Consider the following 22,894-nt stretch of genomic DNA (forward strand, 5'->3'; position numbering starts at 1 on the left):
TTAGCTACTTTAGGGTTTAACCAAATGTTAACAAAATGAAAGATTCGGATTACAAACGTTTTATAGGGATATTTCTTCATGAACCTTATATACCTGATTTTCAGTATCTTTTATGTTTTTATTATATATCACAAAATCGGCTAATGGGATTTTCCGAGTGTCTTCCCACTGGTTATTCATCCTAGAAAGTATATCTTCTTTGGTCGTTTTGTCTCTTTTTAGGACTCGTTGAATTCTTGTTTCTATTGGTGCCGATACAAGAATTGTATAATCACACTGTTTGTGGCCTTCATTTTCAAAAAGTATAGCTGCTTCTTTTATTACGTAGTTTCCTTTTTGATTACTTTTCCAACAATCAAAATGGCTTGCCACAGCAGGGTGAACAATTGCATTTAACTGAAGTAGTTTTGAGGAGTCATTAAAAACTACATTCGCAATATAAGGTCTATTTAATTCTCCGTTTACATAGGAATCATTTCCTAATAACGCGATAATTTGTTTTTTCACTGATTCGTCTTCATTCATAAGTTTTTTAGCTTCGATATCAGCAATATAAACTGCAACTCCCAGTTGTTCAAACATTTTAGCTACTGTAGATTTTCCGCTACCTATACCACCCGTTAGACCTACTACCTTCATACTTCAACTTATTTCAAAACTACAAACTGAACTTGTTTCATCTGCAAACGCACATCATGGATATAATCTGGTTTGTTTACTAGTTCTAAAGTTAAAAACAAACTTTCTTCGGATGCTTTAGCATAATCAGCTACTACCATAAAATCTCTTGGACTTATTTCATTATACTTATCTAACCCCACTCTGTATACGACAGAAATTTCTTTAGGAAAAATCTTAATTTCTACACCTTCAGGTATATTATTTAATGTTATAGGAATTTTTTGATCTCCCTCTGTGAATTTACTCACCAAAACGTTAGCTTCTACTTGCGCTGGAGCAACTGTAATGGTAGATGGTAATTCTTCAGTATTTATATCTAATTTTGAAGTGTAGTTAACATTTAACCCTTCTAAATTTAGATTTTCTGTTGTTATATATTGTATAGTATCTATAACTTGTGAGGGGCCACTAATTGTTATAGAATCGGGAGAGACTACTAATCCCTTATCACTACCATACCCAATAGCATACTGAATCTTCTCTGCTATTTTAACAGGGATTTTTTTTTCTAGATTTTGATCCAGTTTTAATCGTAAGGTATCTTTTTGCACAGATAAAACCCTTCCTTTAAAGTCTAATTTAGTTTTTAATACCGAAGATTCTTTATCAACACGAAAATAATATTGATCTTCGCTATTAATAACTGCATCCTCTACATTAAATTGTAATGTTGGCCTGCTCCAATTATGATTCATCAATCTAAAACCATTTCCGTTAAGCACCATTCTTAATGTTTGATCACTCTGATCATTAAAGATTTTGTCTTTTGGTATATTGGTATATTGTATTGCTACCTCTACTTCTTGGGTATAATTTTTAGAGAATTGTATAAATAGCCACAAGATTGAAGTGAATATTAGAAAAAACAAAAAGGTTTTTACATTACTCCTTTTTAAAGAAAATCTATTCTTTTTTCTATCTGACATACAAATTACTTTGAAAAAAACAATTTCTTAAATTGCTTTTCGGGTACTTTTTTCAATAGATGAATATAATAATAAGATTTTAGGAATCCCTTTCCGTATCCATAAAATTGTATCAAAACTGCCAAAATAGACTGTATACCTATAGATACATTTTTATATTCTAGAGTCGCACCTAGAAAAATAATCCCTAAATACATTCCTAAAATAGCAATAAAATACCACCATCCTAAAAGTGCGGTCACAACAGAGAACACAATATATATTAAGAATAAAGTAGGAAACCAATACGTAAGTTTGGCAGTATCTGGGTGCCATCGATTTAAAATAGGGCGTACTAATCCAAATTTATTAACCTGGATATAAAATTTTTCCCAGGAAATTCTTCTTTTATGAAACACCTTAGCATCAGGAATTAATGTAGTATCATATCCTAATTTCCATAATCTTATCGTAAGATCCGGATCTTCTCCGGGATGTATATTTCCGAAACCACCCGAAGCCTGAAAAGCTTCTTTTGACAGTCCCATATTAAAACTACGGGGTTGAAATTTACCTAATGTATTTTTACGCCCTCTGATTCCGCCAGTAGTTAAATATGATGTCATACTATAGCTTATCGCTTTCTGAAGATTAGAAAAACTTTGATGAGCATCATCAGGGCCTCCGTAGCAATGTACAAAAGTATCAGACAAGAAACTTTCGGCTTTAGACAAATATTCTTTTGGCAATAAAACATCACTATCAAGAATAATGAAGTAATTACCTCTTGCCTTACGCATACCATAGTTACGTGAATCTCCCGGGCCTGTATTTGATTTCTGGTAATAACTTATAGATAATCTATCTGCAAAAGCTTCTATAACCTCCTTAGAGGTATCAGACGATCCATCTTCTACGATTACAATCTCATATGGCTTGGTATAATCCATAGCCACCATGCTATCCAGCAGCTCTTTAATCTCATTTGGCCTGTTATATACTGGCACAATAAAGGAGAAATGTATTTCCATATTGCAAAGGTAAGTGGTATAAATAAAAAATCCCATTACCAATTAAGAATGGGATTTCACACTAATTTATAGTAGTTTTTAAAAAAATCTTTATTCTTCTCCTACAAATTTATCCATCACCAACTGGCTTACTCCCATATTAGAAAAGCCTCCGTCGTGATATAAATTCTGAAGCGTTACTTTTTTGGTCAGATCAGAGAATAGTGTAATTGTATAATCGGCACACTCTGCTGCTGTAGCATTACCTAGAGGTGACATTTTATTCGCATATTCTATAAATCCATCAAATCCTTTCACTCCTTTTCCTGCTGTTGTTGGAGTTGGAGATTGAGAAATTGTATTTACTCGTACTTTACTATCTCTACCAAAGAAATATCCAAAACTACGAGCGATAGATTCTAAATACGCTTTGTTATCTGCCATATCATTATAATCAGGAAACACTCGCTGTGCTGCCATATATGTCAAACCAACTATGCTTCCCCAATCATTCATTGCCTTTTTCTTATATAGGGTTTGCATTGTTTTATGAAAAGAAAGTGCAGATACGTCTAATCCTTTTTGTGTCCAGTCATAGTTCTGATCAGTATAATGACGTCCTTTACGTACATTTATTGACATCCCTATAGAATGTAAAACAAAATCAAGTTTACCACCCAAAATTTCTGTTGCCTTATCCACAAGATTTTCTAAATCCTCTAATGAAGTAGCATCTGCAGGTATGACTTGAGTATTAGTTTTTTCTGCAAGAGTATTTATAGCACCCATTCGCATTGCGACAGGAGCATTGGTTAGAACAAAACTTCCTCCTTCTTCATAAACACGCTCTGCGGTTTTCCAAGCGATTGAATTTTCGTCAAGTGCCCCAAAAATAATTCCTCTTTTACCTTTTAATAAATTGTATGACATTTAATTATAAATTAAAGTATGATTATACGAGTGGTAAAGATAATAAAACGCCCCAAACCACAACTAATCGAAATAGAATTTAGTTAAGTATCTGAAAAAATATTTAAACGGTGCACGACTATATAATGTTAATCAAACTTCATAACACTACATGATAATTTGATATACTTTTTATTTAGACTAATAACGTTTCTACCTCTTTATGAAATAGAAACCTATGATTGTGATAACTTATGAATAACATCGGAAGTCTAAAAAATCAACTTTTAAAATCTGATTAAAATTAAAAAATAATCTATTATTAGTTGATTTTATCAACATATATCTTATATTTGACCAATAATTTTATTGAGTATTGTTTTCAAAATATCATTAATTTGGTATGTAAGATTATGTACAAAATAAACCTCCCCATAATGTATATTTTTCCCCCTTAGAAAAATATACGATTTCATTCCCCCCTTAGAGTATTTGAAATAATTATAGAATTATTTCTATAATAGAATGTTTAATTAAACAAAGATGATGTGCCTATTATTAATAAAAACAATGTTTTTATTAATGTAAGTAGGTAATTAATTCTTAGTGATATAAAATGTTCAATTTATGTATTGGAATAATTCTTTATATAACAAAACTAACCATTATTAAGAATATCACGTTATGAAAAAAAACTACCAATCCAATAATTATCAATGTCTTATGTTTTTATTTTTTGAATTTTGAAATACTAAAAAACCAGGGGCTTTTTTCTTAGAATACATTAATAAAACGGGGCATATGAAAATTATTACGTTAACTCTCTTGCATAAGAGGATCACCACTCTTATTTGTCTTTTTGCACTACTATTCTCATCAACTTATGTTTACGGGCATTACTCTCATGAACACAAGTACACCTCTTTGATCCTAAAAGACACTACTACAACTAATACCGAATATACCAATCCACTAAGTCTTACTATACTTAAAACACAGGATGCTACGATCACTGGAATATGTTGTGACGGTAAGGCTAAGGCTGTCGTTTCTGGCGGAAAACCAGGTTACACATACCAATGGAGTGCTTCTGCTAATAATCAAACCACAGCAACAGCAAGTCTTCTTACCAATCGCACACACAGCGTTACAGTAACCGATGCTAATGGAACTCAAGTAACCCAAAGCATCATCATTAAATGTCTTAATAATTGCGATATTAAAGCTACAAATACTATAACCAATGTATCCTGCACCGGCGATGCTACGGGATCTGTTGATCTAACGGTAGAGAACGGTACTCCTCCATTTACTTTTGCCTGGAGTAATGGTTCTTCTGATGAAGATTTAACTAATGTAATTGCCGGAACATATTCTGTAACAGTTACCGATGCTACAAATTGCTCTACTACAAGCTCAGCCACCATAACCGAACCCAGTAAAGCAATATCTGCTTCCATAAAGGAACTAACTCATATTAGTTGTAACGGTTCGGGTCAAATTATTGTAGAAGGAGCTGGTGGAGTACCACCTTATTCATATTCTATCGATAATGGAGCTAATTATCAAACTAGTGAAACATTTTCAGATCTCGCTCAAGGAAATTATACAATAAAGATACGTGATGCTAATGGTTGCATTTCTATAGTTTGCATAGCAATTTTATATAATTGTACCGATGCCGTAACAGATATTAATAACACTTTTATCAATACACCCGTTTCTGGTAATGTATTAACCAACGATGAAGATCTCGAAGGAGACATACAAACGGTAACAACTACTACTGCAACTACTACAGAAGGGGTTATTGTCGGCATAGAGCCTAATACAGGAATCTATACGTACACCCCTCCTACTGGATTTACAGGAGAAGACTCTTTCGAATATACTATTTGTGACAATGGCAACCCGATTGCTTGTGACACTGCTACTGTATACATTGAAGTACTCCCTGTTGGAGATCCTAAAAACGAAGCTCCAATTGCAAATCCAGATACTGCAATTACCGAAATAAATACTCCTGTAAATGGTAATGTATTAGTTAATGATTTCGATCCCGATGGAGATCCTATTACAGTAACAACAATTACAGCAACCACTACAGAAGGAGTTATCGTAGCTATAGATCCCAATACAGGAGCATATAACTATACACCTCCTATTGATTTTACTGGTGATGACATTTTTGAGTATACCATATGTGACAACGGCAATCCCGTCTTATGTGATACAACTATTGTTATAATTACAGTAATAAAAAACCAGAACAACAGTACTTTTGCTAATGATGATGCATATTTTACCGCATGCGACAATATTCAAGGGAACGTACTGGATAATGATTTTGATCCCGAAGGAGACACACAAACCATAAATATAATTCCGGTAGATGATGTAGATAATGGAATTCTTACCCTTAACACTAACGGCTCCTTTACTTACATTCCTAATTCTGGGTATACAGGTACAGATAGTTTTATTTACACAGTATGTGACAATGGCTCTCCAACTACTGCTTGTGATCAAGCCACTGTATACATTACCATCTCGGTCACCACACCTCCCGACATAACTAATTGTAATGTAGCAGATGAAACAATCGAATGTAATGGAACAAATAATGAAACTATAGCTAACATCTGGAATGCTGATAATATTGCAGAATTAGAATCCTGTGTTTCTGACAGTTGTAATACAGATTTTACTGGTCAAATAACTTCAAATTATGACTTTAATAATTTGGTGAGTTCTTGTGGTTTGGGCGGAGCTATAGAAGTTATATACACTATTACAGATAAAAATGGAGACATAATAACTCTTACAGCAACTCTTACGTTGTATGATTCTACACCTCCAGACCTAACAAGCTGTACAATTACTGATTTAACCTTAGCGTGTTCTACAACTAATATTGAAGAAATTGCTAGTCAATGGAATAATGATAATATTGCAACGCTAGAAACTTGTGCTATTGATAATTGCAATGTGAGTACAACTGCATTAGTAACTTCAGATTACGACTTTGATAATATAGCAGATGGAGTTCTGGTAGTAGAATACAACATCACAGATGATTGTAACAACACAACTACACTACAAGCAAAAATAACATTCGAAAACAATTCTGTAATCGCAAACGACACCAGCTTATGTGCTCTTGATGAAATAGAATCACAAGTTTTTGATTTATTTGACCTATTAGAAGGTGATTATAGTACCGATGGAATCTGGGAGGTTACATCTGGAAATGCAGCTGTAATTGATGATCATTTTTTTGATCCATTAAGCATAGAGTTATTAGACAAAGATGCTTCTGAAGAGATTGCATTTAGTTACACAGAAAACAACTTGGCCTGTCCAATATATCTCGAAACAACGATAGAAGTACATAATAGATGTGCAGTATTCTCTTGTGGAGAAGATACTATTAAAATTTCAAAAGTAATTACACCAAATGGAGATTCGTACAATGAATATTTTGCAGTGAAGGGTGTAGAAAATTGTGGTTACGTTGTAGATGTTAAAATTATTAATCGTTGGGGGGCAATTATATACAAATCAAGTGATTATCAAAATGATTGGAATGGCACAGCACATCAGTCATCTTTAGGATCAGCAAATCAAGTACCTAGTGGTACATATTATTGTATTGTAACTATAAACAATAGTGGCTTAAAACCATTTAGCACCCCGTTATATATTGGTACAAAATAAAAAAATAATTAATGGGCATCGCAAAAAACAAAATAGCAGTACTATTAATACTATGCATTAGTTTTATCGGATATGCACAGCAATTACCGCAGTTTACGCAGTATATGTTTAATACTATATCCATAAATCCGGCCTATGCAGGTAGTAGAGAGACATTAAGCATTGTAGGTTTACACAGGAGTCAATGGACAGGAATACGAGGAGGTCCTCAAACTCAGACACTATCTGCTCATTCTCCCTTACGAAACGAAAAAATAGGAGTTGGATTATCCGTAATACGTGATACTCCTGGTTTTGAAAACTACTTATATATTTATGGTGATTTCTCGTATTCTATTAATATTACAGATAATTCCAAATTAGCTTTTGGATTTAAAGGTGGGGTTACTAATTACAATCTAGATCAGGAATTTTTAAATGACCCCGAAGTAACTGGGGATCCTTTCTTCGGAAATTATTCTAATCGATGGAACCCTAATATTGGGGTAGGATTATATCTCCATTCAGACAGATGGTACTTTGGACTATCATCACCAAGAATATTAAACACAGACAATAATCGTACTGCTGAAACGCCTACGGTAGAGTATGTAGCACTAGAACGCGTTAGTTATTATTTTACAGGTGGGTATGTATTTGACCTCTCTACAAACACAAAATTAAAACCATCGGCTCTTTTTAAAGCAACTAATGGCGCACCAATTTCTGTTGATTTAAATGCAAACCTCCTATTTTATGAAAAATTTTGGTTCGGAGGCTCATACAGATATAATGAACATACCGCTTCTATCGGAGCCTTAGCAGATTTTCAAGTGACAAAACAAATTAGAATTGGCTATGCTTACGAACATTTTATTTCAGATATACGACCATATATAGGTGGTACTCATGAAATTTTACTGATGTATGAATTGTTTAACGAAAAGCGTGTTAGATCTCCCAGGTACTTTTAATACCATACGTATGAAAAATATAATATTTCTAATTTTAGCATTTCTGTTTAGTACTTTTATTCATGCTCAAAAAGTAAAGGTAGCAGATAAATATTTTAGAGATTTTGCATATTTAAAAGCCATAGAATTATATAAAGAAGCATTAAAAAAAGAAGATAGCAGCGAACATATTCTATCTAGAATTGGAGATTGTTATTATAACAATTCTAACTCGGAGCAAGCATATTTTTGGTACAATAAAGCAGTTAACAAATACAATAAAATACACCCTCAATACATCTATAAGTACATACAAACCTTACGCAGCTTAGGCAAATACAATAAAGCCAATCAGTGGCTTAAAAAGTTTAAAACACTTCAACAAAATGGTAAGCACACTAAAGATTTTGAAAGTATAAGTCTTGAAAAATTTCAAGAATTGTCTACTCCAAAAGATATTCACGTTCGGGTAATAAACTTAAACTCCAATAGCAAATTTTCTGATTTTGGCGGGTATGAACAAAATGGAAATTTATATTTTTCATCATCTAGAGCAGATGAAACTACTAAAGGCAAAAAGAAAATTTACAAATGGAATGGAGAACCTTATTTAAATATTTATCAATCTACAATTGATCGAATTGATTCGACCATTGTAGTAAAGGATATTACTCCCATTTCTTCAGACAAAGTAAATTTAAAAAACGAACACGAAGGGACATTAACACTCACCAATGATGGTAAAACACTCTATTTTACCAGAAACAACATTAATAAAAGAAAGAAAACATCTTATGATAAAGAAGGTAATTCTAATCTAAAATTGTATAGAGCTAAGCTTAAAGGCAATCAATGGACAGCTGTTGAAGAATTACCATTTAATGATAAAACTTTCTCTACAGGACACCCAACATTAAGTCCTGATGAAAAAACCTTATATTTTGTGTCGAATAGAAAAGGTGGATATGGACAATCAGACATATATAAAGTTGCTATTAATGATGATGGTTCTTTTGGTACTGTAAAAAATTTAGGAGATAAAATTAATACCGAAGGCCGGGAAGTATTTCCTTTTGTAGCAAAAGATTCTACATTATATTTCTCATCAGACAGTCATATAAATCTTGGGTTTTTAGATATTTACAAATCTAATATACTCAAAAAAAGAGTTGATGAGAATATAGAGATTAAGAACCTTGGAGCTCCTTATAATAGTGGTTACGATGATTTTGCTTTCTTCTTAAACCCAGATGGTGATTCTGGATATTTCTCTTCTAATAGAACTGGAGGTAAGGGAAGTGATGATATATATACATTTGACAAGTATGAATGTAAACAAGTTTTGACCGGTGTAACATACGATAAACTCACCTTAGAATCACTTGCAGATGTTACAGTAAAAATCATTGATGAAACCGGTAAAATTATTAGCACTACCCTATCTGACAACAACGGCAAATACATTTTTGAAGAAATATCATGCGGAAAAACATATTCTATCCTAGCTACAAAAGCAAATTACAGACCTGATTCAAAACAGTTCTCAACAACTACAACTAATGGAAGTGAGGTCAAATTAGATTTATACCTAACTCCACTAATTATAAAAAAAGAAATTGTAGTCAATCCTATTTTCTTTGATTTTGACAAATATAATATTCGTGCAGATGCAGCATATGAATTAGAGAATATTGTTAATGTAATGCGAGAAAATCCTAAAATGATTATCAAGATTGAATCCCATACAGATAATCGGGGTAGTGCAAAATATAACATGAAGCTTTCTAATAAACGTGCTAAAGCTACCAGGGATTACATTTTATCCAGAGGAATTGCTGCAGAAAGAATTCCGAGTGCTATAGGCTATGGCGAATCTCAATTATTAAACAAGTGCGGCATAAACAACAAACCTCCCTGTACAGAAAAAGAACATGATGAAAATAGACGCTCAGCTTTTTTAATCCTCAATGACTATCAATAGCTAGTATACCTCTTGAAGTAATTAGAAGGCTACTATCTTTTAATAAAAATATTAGTGCAATACATCTCTCCATTTTCATTTTGTTCTATAGAGATATCAAAATCTGTAAAATCGCCTTCTATAGTACTTCTATGGCTATCACTTTTTATCCATGCATTAACAATAGATTCTGCAGAGGAATAACCATACCCTACATTTTCGGCTACTTTGCTTGCTCCTGTATTAGTAACAAGATATGATTTACGCTCATAAAAATAATCGTGAGATATGTTATTTTGCTTAATCATATAATCTGTATGACTATATGCTTGTGATTTTATAACATCTAAAGATTCAAGAGTGTTTAAACCTTTAGAAATCCTATAGTTATTTATAAGATCCAAAATTTCAATTTCTATTGACTTTACTTCGGGAACAATAAATTCTTTATTAGAAGACCCTAAATCTTCTTCAACATTTTCTGCAGAACACGAATATAACAACATTGCCATACAAGCAATATAGATTACTTTAATAGGTGATTTCATAATTTGGGGGCGTAGGCTTGGGGCTACTTGCACAAACTACAAAATAAAAGAAAACAACCTGAGCTTAAAGTGTTAAAATCGACAAAAAACATCCTTTAAACGGCTTATATTGCAAATAATCGATAAAATACACAGTTTTAGCACTTTAGGACTTGTTTTTTAGCTATTAGATCAAAGCGCATAACAATCTACTTATCCATGGTAGATTCACAACTTTTCTATCTAATTTAAGGCTGAATCTAATAAGGATTTTGCATGTGTTAATGCCGAATCAGAAATATTTTTACCGCCTATCATTTCGGCAATTTCCTTAATTCGTTCTTCCTCACTTAACAATTTAAGCTGAGTAATGGTAGTATTTTGTATATCTTCTTTATAGACTTTATAATGGTTTTGACCATTAGCTGCGATTTGTGGTAAGTGTGTAATGCTAAAAACCTGTAGGTTTTTACTCATATTCATCATTAAATCTGCCATTTTATGAGCAACTTCACCCGATACCCCAGTATCTATTTCATCAAAAATTATAGTAGGTAATTGCGTATATCTTGATAAAATAGATTTAATAGCGATCATAATTCTTGATAGTTCTCCTCCGGAAGCTACTTTTTTAAGTTGCCCAAAAGCGCCTCCTTTATTGGCAGAGAATAGAAATGTTAGCACTTCTTTTCCATTAGACAAATACTTATCCTGTAGTTCTAAAGAGGCTCGAAATGCAGCATTTGGCATCCCTAACGCTTTAAGAATATCTTCTAGCTCCTTTATCAATAAAGGAAGTGCCTTATTTCGTTTCTTATGAATCTTTTCTGCAACCTTATCTAATTGAGATTGAATAGTGACTATTTCTTTTTTAAGCCTCTCTATATCTTCAGAAAGAGATTCTGTTTTAGAAACTTTTTCTCGCAGCGTATCTGCTATTACAATCAATTCTTTTATATCTGATACTGTATGTTTTACTTGCAGATTATGTAATAATTGCAAACGCTGGCTAATTTGCTCTAGTCGTCCAGGGTCTGCCTCCAGTTTTTCTAATTCATCAAGCAAAGAACTGCTTATATCATCCAGCTCTATATAAACACTTTGGATTCTCTGAGAAAGTTCTTGCAAAGACCCAGAATACGATTCTATCTTAGAAAGGTTATTTTTAATTGTATTTAATTGATCAGACACCCCAACTTCTTCTGAAGACATTATAGAAACTGATCCTGATAATCGTTCCTGAATTTCTTCTATGTTATTAAGTTGATCGTATTGCTCTTCTAATTCCTGAAGTTCTCCAGGTTTAAGCTTTGCCTCTTCTAATTCATTCAAAAGAAAAGCATTGTAGTCATATTCTTTTGTGAAATTTTCTTGATCAGTTATAAGAACGCCTACTTCTTTTTCTTTCTCTTTTAAGAGCTCAAGACCTCTTCGGTAAGATTTTATTTCGCGATCTGCATCAGCCAATGCATCTAACACCTCAAACTGAAAGTCATTTGTAGTTACTTCTAATGTTTGATGTTGACTATGGATATCTATTAATCTACCTCCCAGAGATACTAGTGATTGCAAGGTGACCGGAGTGTCATTTATAAAGGCTCTGGATTTACCCGATGGCAGAATCTCTCGTCTAATTATAGTTTGATCTTCATAATCCAATGCTGCTTCTTCAAAAAAAGAATTAAGTCCATATTTTTTTACATCAAAAACTCCTTCTATGACACATTTTTGAGAGTTATCTTTAACACTGCTAAGATCAGCTCTTTTTCCTAATAACAGTCCCAAAGCACCAAGCAATAAAGATTTACCCGCTCCAGTTTCTCCTGTAATCGTTATTAAACCAGAATCAAAAGCTACTTGTAGCTCTTCTATTAAGGCGAAGTTTTTTATAGAAAGACCTTTTAGCAAAGGATAGAAAAGTTTTTGTTGTTTTTAAAAAAGTAAAGATACCATTTACAATAATTAAAAATAGTATTTAAATTTTTAATCATACTCATTTCAAAATAAAGTGTTTTTTAAAACTTTATAGTTTTCCAGCTTTCTGAATAGGTAGGTGCTACTTTATTAAGTATCTCAACGGTTTCAGCAATATTAACTGAAGGTCCTCCAGAAAGAACACTTGAAATTTCATCAGCTTTGGCATCAAAAAACACTCTCATTATATAAGAATTAGGCCTGGTATTATGCATTTCTTCAAGTGATTTCATAGATTCAGTAATCGTTTCTTTCCCTTTTTTTACATTATTATACATAACATCTAGTCCTTCTCTATGATAGGTATACATTGTTTTTCTATACCCTTCATACGTTCCTGAAAGAAGATCATCATTAAGTCTAAATCTATTAGGGTTTTGTTCCCTAGCCCATCCAAGTGTGTTACTACCTTGTGCATTACCAACAATATTTTTAGCTTCCTGATAATAGCTGGTTCCACTATTTAGTTCAAAAGTATCTGCATCTACACCTAAAATAGTATATAAATAAAATGCAACCACAGAGATTAAATTCGACTCAAAGTTATTTGGATTATAATTTAAAGGTTGAAATTCTAAGTAATTAAAATTAAACTGCTTATCATTTATATTAAAGATTGTAGTATTATAACTAGATCCATATACCGGACGAGATGCCTGCACTTGCACAGTAGCAGAAAAAACATCGTTATCGTAACTACTTATAGTGATAAAAAAACTACAATTAATCCTTTCTTCTGTTCGATAATCTACAGAAGTCCATTTTGAGTTATTAATAAATTCGGTTAATGAACGCTCTAAGGTTTTAAAGACTTGTAAATTGGGATTACCCGTTTGTTCTGCATTAACAGCTACAGTAGCATTAAACTCCTGAGCGTTAACCCCTAAGCTAACTATAAATACGATAACAAGCAACAACCTATTCATTGTTCAATGTATTAATTTCATTAAATATATCTTGTGCGACTTCTGACTTTGTTTTTAAGTCAAACGCTTTAATCTCCAATTTATGATTAATCAATGTTACTTTATTCGTTTGTCCCTTAAAACCAGCTCCTTTATCATTAAGAGAGTTAAGAACAATTAAATCTAAGTTCTTATTTTTCAATTTATTCTTAGCATTCTCTTCTTCATTTTCTGTTTCTAAAGCGAATCCTACAAGAAATTGATTTTTCTTCTCTGCTCCCATCCATTTAAGGATATCATTTGTTCGCTCTAATTTAATAGAAAATTCTGTATCTGCCTTTTTTATTTTTTGATCTGATATGATTTTAGGCCTATAATCTGCAACTGCTGCAGATGCAATTGCAATATCACAATCACTGTATATAGCAACCACAGCTTCATACATATCTTTAGCACTAATTACATTAACCACATGAATAAGAGTATGATCAATTTTAAGAGCAGACGGTCCTAAAACAAGAGTTACTTGTGCTCCTAAATTAGCTGCTGTTTTGGCAAGTTCGATACCCATTCTACCACTAGAGTGATTACCTATAAACCTTACCGGATCAATTGCTTCATATGTAGGGCCCGCAGTGATCAGGACCTGTTTACCTTTTAACGGAAGTTTATCTAAAATATCTTTTTCTACAAATTCAATAATAGTAGAAGGCTCTGCCATACGTCCCTGACCAATCAAACCGCTTGCCAATTCTCCTGACTCTGCAGGGATCATGATATTACCAAACTCTTGTAATGTTTTAAACGTTTGATGAGTAGAAGGATGATTATACATATCCAAATCCATCGCTGGAGCGAAATAAACAGGGCATTTTGCAGATAAATAGGTTGCTAACAGCAAATTATCACTATTTCCTGTTGCCATTTTGGATAAGGTATTAGCAGTAGCTGGTGCTATGATCATAAAATCTGCCCATAGCCCTAAATCCACATGATTATTCCAAACTGCATTCTCATCTTCATCATCAAAAAAAGAGGAATGAACGGGATTTTTAGATAGTGTAGATAACGTAAGCGGAGTTACAAAATCCTTAGCAGCAGGGGTCATTATCACTTTTACCTCTGCTCCTGATTTAATAAATAAGCGCACTAAGCTTGCTGTCTTATATGCAGCAATACCAGCGGTGACACCAATTAAAATCTTTTTACCGCTTATTATAGACATAAATTTATAGAGACTCTGTGCCTACTTTTGTATTTCTGTGATAAATCTTACCTTCTAACCATTCTTGTACTGCCAAAGCATGTGGTTTAGGTAATCTTTCATAGAATTTAGAAACTTCAATTTGCTCTTTATTCTCAAAAATCTCTTCTAAACTATCATTATAAGTAGCAAACTCATCTAATTTTTCAAGAAGTTCTTTCTTGATATCGGTATTGATTTGAGTTGCTCTTTTTGATATTATCGAAATTGCCTCATAGATATTATCTGTTGGCTGATCGATACGATTTTTATCAATAGTAGTTGTGTTTACCGGCGCATTACTTTTTTTCAAATCCATCTTCTACTTTATTTTCTATTTATATTGTTCTAATCTTGTCTTTATATCTTCTCCTAATTCTTCTGCTTTTTCTAAATACTCTCCTTCTGTCTTATAATATTTTTTATAACTATTATAATACCCTTGAGCAGCTTCTAAACGTTCTCTTACTAAACTTTCATAACTACCAATTGCTAAAAGATACTCTGACTCTAATTTGTAATATAATACTTTTTCTCTATAAGGAGATCCTGGGTGATCTATAAGGTAGTTATCAAAAGCCGAAATAGCTACTTTATAATTCTCTCTGTGATGATATCGTTTAGCAACTTCATATGCTTTTCTTTCTTTCTTATCTCTAAGTTCTGCAACTAACTTATTTGCTTCTTTTAAATTTTCACTTTCGGGATACGCATTAATATATGCCTGAAGTTTTTCGAGTGCTTTATCTGTATCTTCCTGATCCAAACTATATCTTGGAGATAAATCATAATAGCTTTTAGCTCCTTTATAAAATGCTTCTTCTCTTTTTTGACTCTTTGGGTAAGATTTAGTAAATCTTTCAAATTGGTATCCTGCAAGATAAAAATCTTCTAATTGATAATATGTATCCGCATAATAGAACATTATTCTTTCTGCTTGCGGCTTACCTCTATACTGGGGTACAATCTGTTCAAAAAGCTTTAAGGCTTTTTTATACTTCCCTTCTTTGTACAAGCCCTCTGCCGTTTTATATTTAGCGGCTAAATCTTCGCCTCTTAGTACCTTTTGGTATTCACTACAAGATCCTAAAAATAATACACAAACAAGTAAATACAATAATCTCTTCATATCTTAAAAAAACATCTGGCAAAAGTATATATTTCTGCCGTATTACAAAAACTTTAATTCATCTATTCACCTGTCATTCTCTATTGTTCTATAATTAAGCAGGTAGAATTGGCTAATAAACATTTCTGTTTATATCGTTTTATTGATTTTAGCTCATTTCAATAACTATATAATTAGAGGTATGTTGCAGAATTAAACCGTATTTAACACTCTATACTAATTTTACAAAATTAAGTAGAACTATGCGGTAAGGTTTTATCCAGATTATTATGATCCAAAATTGTATAGCCATCATCATCATAATAAAATGCCGGAATAAATTTTTGATCTTGTTTTAAATTCTTTAATACATAAGAATGAACCTGGTGAACTTCTTGTGCAAAAGATTCATCATAATAACTAGCTAGTATTAAAATTTCTCCGTTTAATTTTTGCAACTGTTCTTTACTAAATTCTTTTAACGGGCTCGATTCGTCTATAGGATGTACAATAGTCCAGGTTGTAGGCAGATACGTAATCGAATTTCTTTCTAGTTTTAGATTGTAAAAATTATTTACATATTTTTCACCCTTACTTTCCTGAGATAAAGAGAGTGTCGCTTCTATTTTAGGTCGAATCATTACATTAGCACTTCTACTCATTAATCTAAACATAATACAATCTACTCCATTATGTTTCCTATACACCATACTGCTACTAAATCTAATATTTGCTCTTGGTCTAGAAAACCTACCATACAACAATCCTGTAATAAAGGAAAAACTTAACAACCCTATAAGTGCTTCAAAAGAAGAAATAATACCAAAAACTAGTCCTTTTGGTGCCATTGCTCCATACCCCACAGTCGTAATAGTCTGAGCCGAAAAAAAGAAGGCATTAAGAAAATCTTTAAAAACACTTCCTGTAGGTTCTGTGATATTTGATATTCCTAAAAACGTATAGATAATAGCAAATAATACATTAACCAAAGTATACCCCAATACTACCCATAAGAAGAATTTGGTCCAGCTAATACTGATTAAGTAATTATAGCTCTCGGATAAAGAGCTTGGTCTATTGATGTGTTTTATATTAAAAGAACCATCAGAATTGATAAATCGTTTAGCGTGTTTATTAGAGGACTTACCTATACCTGGGTCTTTTATTTTTTTAGCCATCACTTCATTTTTGAAAACGATTAATCTTCAACAAACTCTTCTATTCTTTTTGCTAAATTGTCTGAAACGGGTATTAATGGTAAGCGAAGATTGTCATCACATACGCCTTTTACTTTCAGGATATTTTTTATTCCAGCAGGATTTCCTTCTTCAAAAGCATAATCTATAGCTGGTAATAATGCATATAGTTTCTCAAATGCTTTTTTTGTTTCTCCCGATAACCCTAATCGTATCATTTCTGAAAACGATGCCGGAAACCCTTGACCAACCACACTTATTACTCCATCTCCACCTGCTACCACAGCTGGTAATGCCAATGTATCATCACCAGAAATCACAAGGAAATCAGATGGTTTGTTTTTGATAATCTGTAAAACTTGTGTAAAATCCCCCACTGCTTCTTTAATCCCAATTATTTTATCTAATTGAGCAAGGCGTAAGGTTGTTTCTGCTGTCATATTAGTTGCTGTTCTGGATGGAACATTATACAATATAACAGGTAAAGTCGTAATATCGTTTATAGCTTCATAATGTCTGTAAATACCTTCTTGACTAGGTCTGTTATACATAGGAACAACAGAAAGAACAGCATCAAAATCAGATGAATTGACTTCTTTAATCTCATCAACAACAGCCGATGTATTATTTCCTCCTACTCCGATTACCAAAGGGAGTCTTTTATTATTTATCGCTACAATATGCGCTGTTAAATTTTTCTTTTCTTCTTTTGAGAGCGTAGCTGACTCTGCTGTAGTCCCTAATACGACTAAATACTCTACGTTTCCTTCTATACAAAAATTAACTAATGATGTAACACCATCATAATCTATCGATCCATCTTTATTAAAAGGAGTAGCTAATGCTATACCTGTTCCTCTTAGAAAATCACTCATACTATATAATCTGTAAAATTTTTAAATATTTTTTAAGCTCTGATATAAAAAGATTGGTATCATTTGTTGATGCTCCGATAATCAAATCGTTAATTCGATTATCTACCTCTGCAAAACCAACTTTAAATTTAGCCTTAGAAGCTGCTGCTACATAGTTTAACTCTACAGTATTTTTTTCATAAAAATTGATCAAAACATCAAAATCCTTATCTACAAAATCTTGTAAAGATTTGCTTTTTATTGCACCATTTACTCCAAAACTCTTATCATTATAATAAGCTGCATCCTTATCATCTATAATTTCTTTCTGATCTTCTTTATAGCCTATTACTTTAAGTTCTTCTGATTTTACACCTAATTCATTAGCAAGTTTCAACAATGAAACGATATTAATAGATTGAGTTGCATCAATAAGAACTGCAAGCGTTTTTAAATTAGAAATGTTTTGAGATCTAGCTTCTCTTTCCCCGAGATATGCTTCGACACTTTTCTTTATTGCATTCCTTTTAAGACCTTTTAAAATCATTTATTAAAAAATTAATAAGCCACAAATGTAGCCATTTTACAAATTAAAATCATCTGGTATACTTCGAGAAAAAACAAAAACTTCACAATTAACACAACTTAATGATTTTTGTTAAATCTATAAATATTTGTCTTCTAAACGCTTCTTTTTAACAAGTTTTGTTTCCACAAAAAAAATAGTGAAAAAGTATATCCCTGCTATTTCTACAATATTGATCAATGTAGTAAATAACCTACTATAAAAATATAATTCATTTATTGCAAGAAATGCATCTACAAATAAAGTACAGCACGAAGCTATAAAAAGATAAATTGATTTCTCATATCGATTAGCAACATAAATAAAAAAACAAACTGTAACAAATAAAAGAAGACTTACTATTATCAATAGTACTGATTCTACAGAATTTATAATTTTTGGCAAAACTAACCTCGTAATAGAAAAAATAAGATACCCAATCAAAAGTATACTAACTATTGCTTGAGGTGACATCAATTTATTTAGTTTTATTTCTTGTATTGATATGAAATTCTTTAGTAAAAGTAAGCACAAGGCATAGAAGAGGGCAATTAGAATTGCAATAGTGGAAAAATACTTTACAAAGTCTAAATACACAAAAACATCGGTTGCAGCAATTACAAGCATACTTAAAGGAAACAAAAGATTAGTTTTTTTTACAAATCTTTGATACAAGAAGATTAATGATATAGGAACAATTGGTTTCACATATATCAACACCCATTTATCAAAAAAAATAGCTACACATATAACGATTAAAAAAGTAAAATAGGTAAATAAATATGTAATGTTTATTTTTTTCAAGGAGTTTTTAAAAGATTACAAGATTCATATATAGTATTAATTTAAGTAATATGTATTTCTGTCTTAACAGCTAGTTCTTCGTTATTTAAAATCAAAAACCTTCAAACTCTTCAGATTTAAGGACTAATGATTTAGTTATCATATAGTGTACTAAAAAAACAAGAGCAAGCGGACTGCATATTAACATAAGTACATTAAGTTCTTTAGACCGTAGATAAAATCTATCGATCAAGAACATAAAGTCACTAAATGCAAAATTCAACATGGATAAAAAAAACCATAACGATTTTTCTGATCGAATGTTTATATAATGCATCGCTCCTATAATTAGTAAAACATAAACTAATAATAAATAGAGAAACCCTAATACTTGCATTTCTCCCATAGGGTCTTTAAGCTCAAGGTAAGCCATAAAAAATATAACTGTAAACAGAGAACTACCCAATACTAGAGTAAAGACATCTCTGCTACTATATACGAATGACTTATGATTATAATACAAGAAAAAAAACAACAAGATATAAGCTACTATATGCGCCTCTATCTGAAATTTTACAACATTATCAATAGCATAAAATACACCTAACTCTTTTATAACAAAAACTAAAAGAACAATAACTTTAAATATTCTTATTCGTTTAGAATCTACAAAATAAAGAGTGGTTATTAATACTACAAGAATTAAACTAGTGTATGTGTTTAATAAATCATTTTGAAACACAAACCCTAATACTTGTATAATAATTAAAAAAGAAATTAAAAGCTTTAGTAGTTTTCCTCCATTCATTAATTTTAATTTGCATCCAAAAAATCAACACAATTCTCTATAGGACACTTTGTTACACAATTATATAATTTTTCCCTTACACAAGATACTAAATTTTGAGATAACACAAAATAGCCTTAAAATCCTTCCTTACAATTTATTTAATTTTAAAGAAGTAGGACTAGATATCTTAAACTGTACAAGAAAAAAAACAGCTAATAATTGATAAATAGAATTAATAATTTCAAATTCGATTGAAGAAACATAAAACTTGTTTAACGCAAAGCAAGAATCACTAATAACAAAATTTAATATTGCGATCAAAAACCATAACGACTTGGTTGATCTAACATTTACATAATGAAAAACCGTTCCTATAAACAGAAAATATAATATCAGTAAATACACCAATCCATAGTATTTAAGATCACCCATTCCTATATGTATTGCGTCATAAATTTCATAAACAATAAGAGACCACACCACAAAGAAAATTGACAAATAGGCAATATCAGTACCATCATAATCTATAGGTCTATGATTTTTATATAAAAAATAGAATAGTAATAAATAACAAACACCATAACTTAATAAGACATACACAAAACTATCCTTTAAATCTGTCAATAGAAATATATCTCCCAGAAAGCAAAGAAGCAAAACCAATAAAAACAGAATACTTATACGCTTTGTATTAAACCAGTACAGCATAAAAAACAAAGGGACAGTGGTTGGCTTTACATAAAACTCTAAATCAGGCCAGTTCATAGCAGTACTCAATACACAAAGCCCTCCTGCAATGAGTAATAACGCCTTAATAAGAGTTCTTATTTTCATGCTATTTTACTAAGAAATTCGTCTTCGCTAATAATAGGAATCTCCAATACTTTCGCTTTTTCTAACTTGCTAGGCCCCATATTAGCACCAGCAACAATAAAAGAAGTTTTAGAAGAGATAGAACTAGAAATTTTACCTCCATTATCTTCTATCATTTTCTTAAGTTCATTACGTGATACTTTTTCAAAAACTCCAGAAACCACAAATGTCTGCCCCTGTAAAGTATTTGTTTGATTTGCCAGTTTTTCTGCAGAAACTTCTAATTGAACACCATATCGTTTTAACCTGTTAATTAAATTTCTATTTTCTTCGGAAGCAAAAAATTCTACTACACTTTGAGCTATCTTTATTCCTATCTCATCTACATTTACCAGTTCTTCTTCTGAAGCTTCAATAATAGCATCAATAAACTTATAATGTTTAGCGAGCTTCTTTGCTACAGTTTCTCCCACATATCGAATTCCTAATGCAAACAAAACACGCTCAAAGGGGATTTCTTTAGATTTTTCTATTCCGGCAATAAGGTTTTCTGCACTTTTTTCTGCCATCCTCTCTAAAGGAATAACCTGCTCTTTTTTTAACTCATAAAGATCTGCATAGTTTATAATCAAGTCTTCATTAACCAGCAGTGCTACAGTTTCCCCTCCGAGTCCATCGATATCCATCGCTTTACGAGAAATATAATGCTGTATTCGACCAATTATCTGAGGTGGACATCCTTGGTAATTAGGACAATAATGCTGGGCTTCTCCTTCTTTACGAATAAGATCTGTATGACATTCTGGGCATTGAGTTATATATACTGTTGGTTGCGAATTGTTGTCTCTTTTTTGAAAATCAACTGCTATTATTTTTGGAATAATTTCTCCTCCTTTTTCAACAAAAACCGTATCCCCCTCACGTATATCCAGTTTTGCTATCTGGTCTGCATTATGCAAAGAAGCCCTTTTTACAGTAGTCCCCGCAAGCAATACAGGTTCTAGGTTAGCCACCGGAGTAATTGCACCTGTCCTACCTACCTGATATGTAATTTCATGAAGAGTTGTAAAAACTTGTTCGGCTTTAAACTTATAAGCCATAGCCCATCTTGGGGCTTTGGCTGTAAAACCAAGTTCCTCCTGTTGCTGAAGATCATTTACCTTAATCACCACACCATCTGTTTCGTACGGCAAATTGTGGCGATGCTCATCCCAGTATGCTACAAAATCCAACACCTCATCAATCGAATGTACCAATTTGGATTCTGCAGGAACCTTAAATCCCCATTCTCTGGCCTTTTCTAAACTTTCGAATTGAGTAACAATTCCTAATCTATTTCCTATAATACTATACAGCAAACAATCTAACGGTCGCTTAGCCGTTTCGGCACTATCCTGCAATTTCAGACTACCAGAAGCAGTATTTCGAGGATTAGCATAAGGATCTTCTCCTACTGCTATTCGCTCTTCATTCATTTTTGCAAAACCTTCGTAAGGCAAAATAATTTCACCTCGTATATCAAATTTTGGAGGAAAACCACCTTTTAGCTTTAGCGGTACAGAATTAATGGTTTTTACATTTGTTGTAACATTATCTCCTTGAATACCATCTCCTCTAGTTACTGCTTTTGCCAATACTCCATCTTCATAAGTAAGACTTATCGATGCTCCATCATATTTAAGTTCACAAGTATAATTCACCTCTCCATCGACCAACTTTTTAATGCGTTTTTCCCAATCCAATAAATCTTCTTTTGAATACGAATTATCCAGAGAATACATTCGATGTTCATGAACTATCGTTTCAAAATTCTTAGTTACTTCACCCCCAACCCTAAGTGTTGGAGAATTAGGATCATAATATTCTGGGTGTTTTTCTTCTAATTCCTGTAGTGTTTTGAGTTTCATATCAAACTCATAATCACTTATTACAGCGGCATCCAGTACGTAGTAGTTATAATTATGCTGCCTTAGTTCTTCTCTTAATTGATTGATGTGTTGTTCTGTATTCATTATTCTGGTA

19 protein-coding genes are annotated in these 22,894 nt (G+C 32.2%); 3 read left to right on the forward strand and 16 right to left on the reverse strand.

What is annotated here, in order from left to right; all coding sequences use genetic code 11:
• Positions 1-60 precede the first annotated feature (60 nt).
• The 4 genes from coaE to Z054_RS0112950 form a co-directional block, all read right to left on the reverse strand.
• Positions 61-639: a dephospho-CoA kinase gene (gene coaE / locus Z054_RS0112935; RefSeq protein ID WP_024770487.1), complete on the reverse strand. Its 579-nt coding sequence runs from the start codon at positions 637-639 to the stop codon at positions 61-63.
• An 8-nt stretch (positions 640-647) separates the two neighbouring features.
• A complete protein-coding gene (locus Z054_RS0112940) occupies positions 648-1,607 on the reverse strand; it encodes a CdaR family protein (RefSeq protein ID WP_024770488.1) in 960 nt (319 codons plus the stop codon).
• Between the two features lie 5 nt (positions 1,608-1,612).
• Entirely contained in the window at positions 1,613-2,617 is a 1,005-nt protein-coding gene (locus tag Z054_RS0112945; protein ID WP_024770489.1) for a glycosyltransferase, read from the reverse strand.
• A 90-nt stretch (positions 2,618-2,707) separates the two neighbouring features.
• Complete coding sequence (locus Z054_RS0112950) at positions 2,708-3,526, reverse strand: enoyl-ACP reductase FabI (protein ID WP_024770490.1); 819 nt, start codon at positions 3,524-3,526, stop codon at positions 2,708-2,710.
• 780 nt (positions 3,527-4,306) lie between these two features.
• On the opposite strand from Z054_RS0112950, the gene Z054_RS0112955 reads away from it, so the two are divergent.
• The 3 genes from Z054_RS0112955 to Z054_RS0112965 are packed head-to-tail and all read left to right on the forward strand — an operon-like array spanning position 4,307 to position 10,135.
• Positions 4,307-7,222 (forward strand): Ig-like domain-containing protein, encoded by a 2,916-nt coding sequence (locus Z054_RS0112955; RefSeq protein WP_084050341.1) that lies wholly within the window; start codon positions 4,307-4,309, stop codon positions 7,220-7,222.
• 11 nt (positions 7,223-7,233) lie between these two features.
• A complete protein-coding gene (locus Z054_RS0112960; protein ID WP_024770492.1) occupies positions 7,234-8,175 on the forward strand; it encodes a PorP/SprF family type IX secretion system membrane protein in 942 nt (313 codons plus the stop codon).
• Between the two features lie 10 nt (positions 8,176-8,185).
• On the forward strand, positions 8,186-10,135 hold the full coding sequence (locus tag Z054_RS0112965) for an OmpA family protein (protein WP_024770493.1): 1,950 nt from the start codon (positions 8,186-8,188) through the stop codon (positions 10,133-10,135).
• A gap of 32 nt (positions 10,136-10,167) precedes the next feature.
• On the opposite strand, the gene Z054_RS0112970 is transcribed toward Z054_RS0112965, so the two are convergent.
• The 12 genes from Z054_RS0112970 to ligA form a co-directional block, all read right to left on the reverse strand.
• Complete coding sequence (locus tag Z054_RS0112970; RefSeq protein WP_024770494.1) at positions 10,168-10,662, reverse strand: CAP domain-containing protein; 495 nt, start codon at positions 10,660-10,662, stop codon at positions 10,168-10,170.
• A 222-nt stretch (positions 10,663-10,884) separates the two neighbouring features.
• Positions 10,885-12,549: a DNA repair protein RecN gene (recN, locus tag Z054_RS0112975; RefSeq protein ID WP_024770495.1), complete on the reverse strand. Its 1,665-nt coding sequence runs from the start codon at positions 12,547-12,549 to the stop codon at positions 10,885-10,887.
• Positions 12,550-12,656: 107 nt separating this feature from the next.
• Complete coding sequence (gene porD, locus Z054_RS0112980) at positions 12,657-13,541, reverse strand: type IX secretion system protein PorD (protein WP_024770496.1); 885 nt, start codon at positions 13,539-13,541, stop codon at positions 12,657-12,659.
• Complete coding sequence (gene coaBC / locus Z054_RS0112985; RefSeq protein ID WP_024770497.1) at positions 13,534-14,745, reverse strand: bifunctional phosphopantothenoylcysteine decarboxylase/phosphopantothenate--cysteine ligase CoaBC; 1,212 nt, start codon at positions 14,743-14,745, stop codon at positions 13,534-13,536. The genes porD and coaBC overlap by 8 nt, the downstream gene beginning before the upstream one ends.
• A gap of 4 nt (positions 14,746-14,749) precedes the next feature.
• Entirely contained in the window at positions 14,750-15,082 is a 333-nt protein-coding gene (locus Z054_RS0112990; RefSeq protein WP_024770498.1) for a DNA-directed RNA polymerase subunit omega, read from the reverse strand.
• A gap of 15 nt (positions 15,083-15,097) precedes the next feature.
• Entirely contained in the window at positions 15,098-15,892 is a 795-nt protein-coding gene (locus tag Z054_RS0112995) for an outer membrane protein assembly factor BamD (protein ID WP_024770499.1), read from the reverse strand.
• A 230-nt stretch (positions 15,893-16,122) separates the two neighbouring features.
• Entirely contained in the window at positions 16,123-17,049 is a 927-nt protein-coding gene (locus tag Z054_RS0113000) for an ion channel (RefSeq protein WP_024770500.1), read from the reverse strand.
• 20 nt (positions 17,050-17,069) lie between these two features.
• The gene (dapA, locus tag Z054_RS0113005; RefSeq protein ID WP_024770501.1) at positions 17,070-17,942 is read right to left on the reverse strand and encodes a 4-hydroxy-tetrahydrodipicolinate synthase; all 873 of its coding nucleotides are present in this window, start codon (positions 17,940-17,942) and stop codon (positions 17,070-17,072) included.
• Position 17,943: 1 nt separating this feature from the next.
• Positions 17,944-18,468, reverse strand: a complete 525-nt coding sequence (locus Z054_RS0113010) for a DUF6913 domain-containing protein (RefSeq protein ID WP_234387199.1) — start codon at positions 18,466-18,468, stop codon at positions 17,944-17,946.
• A gap of 913 nt (positions 18,469-19,381) precedes the next feature.
• Entirely contained in the window at positions 19,382-20,077 is a 696-nt protein-coding gene (locus Z054_RS0113020; RefSeq protein WP_024770504.1) for a hypothetical protein, read from the reverse strand.
• Positions 20,078-20,206: 129 nt separating this feature from the next.
• Positions 20,207-20,893 carry a lysoplasmalogenase family protein gene (locus Z054_RS0113025; protein WP_024770505.1) on the reverse strand — a complete coding sequence of 229 codons (687 nt, stop codon included), beginning with the start codon at positions 20,891-20,893 and terminating at the stop codon, positions 20,207-20,209.
• Entirely contained in the window at positions 20,890-22,884 is a 1,995-nt protein-coding gene (gene ligA / locus Z054_RS0113030; RefSeq protein WP_024770506.1) for an NAD-dependent DNA ligase LigA, read from the reverse strand. The genes Z054_RS0113025 and ligA overlap by 4 nt, the downstream gene beginning before the upstream one ends.
• Positions 22,885-22,894: the final 10 nt, after the last annotated feature.

Source organism: Aquimarina macrocephali JAMB N27, assembly GCF_000520995.1.
GTDB classification, from domain to species: Bacteria; Bacteroidota; Bacteroidia; order Flavobacteriales; family Flavobacteriaceae; genus Aquimarina; species Aquimarina macrocephali.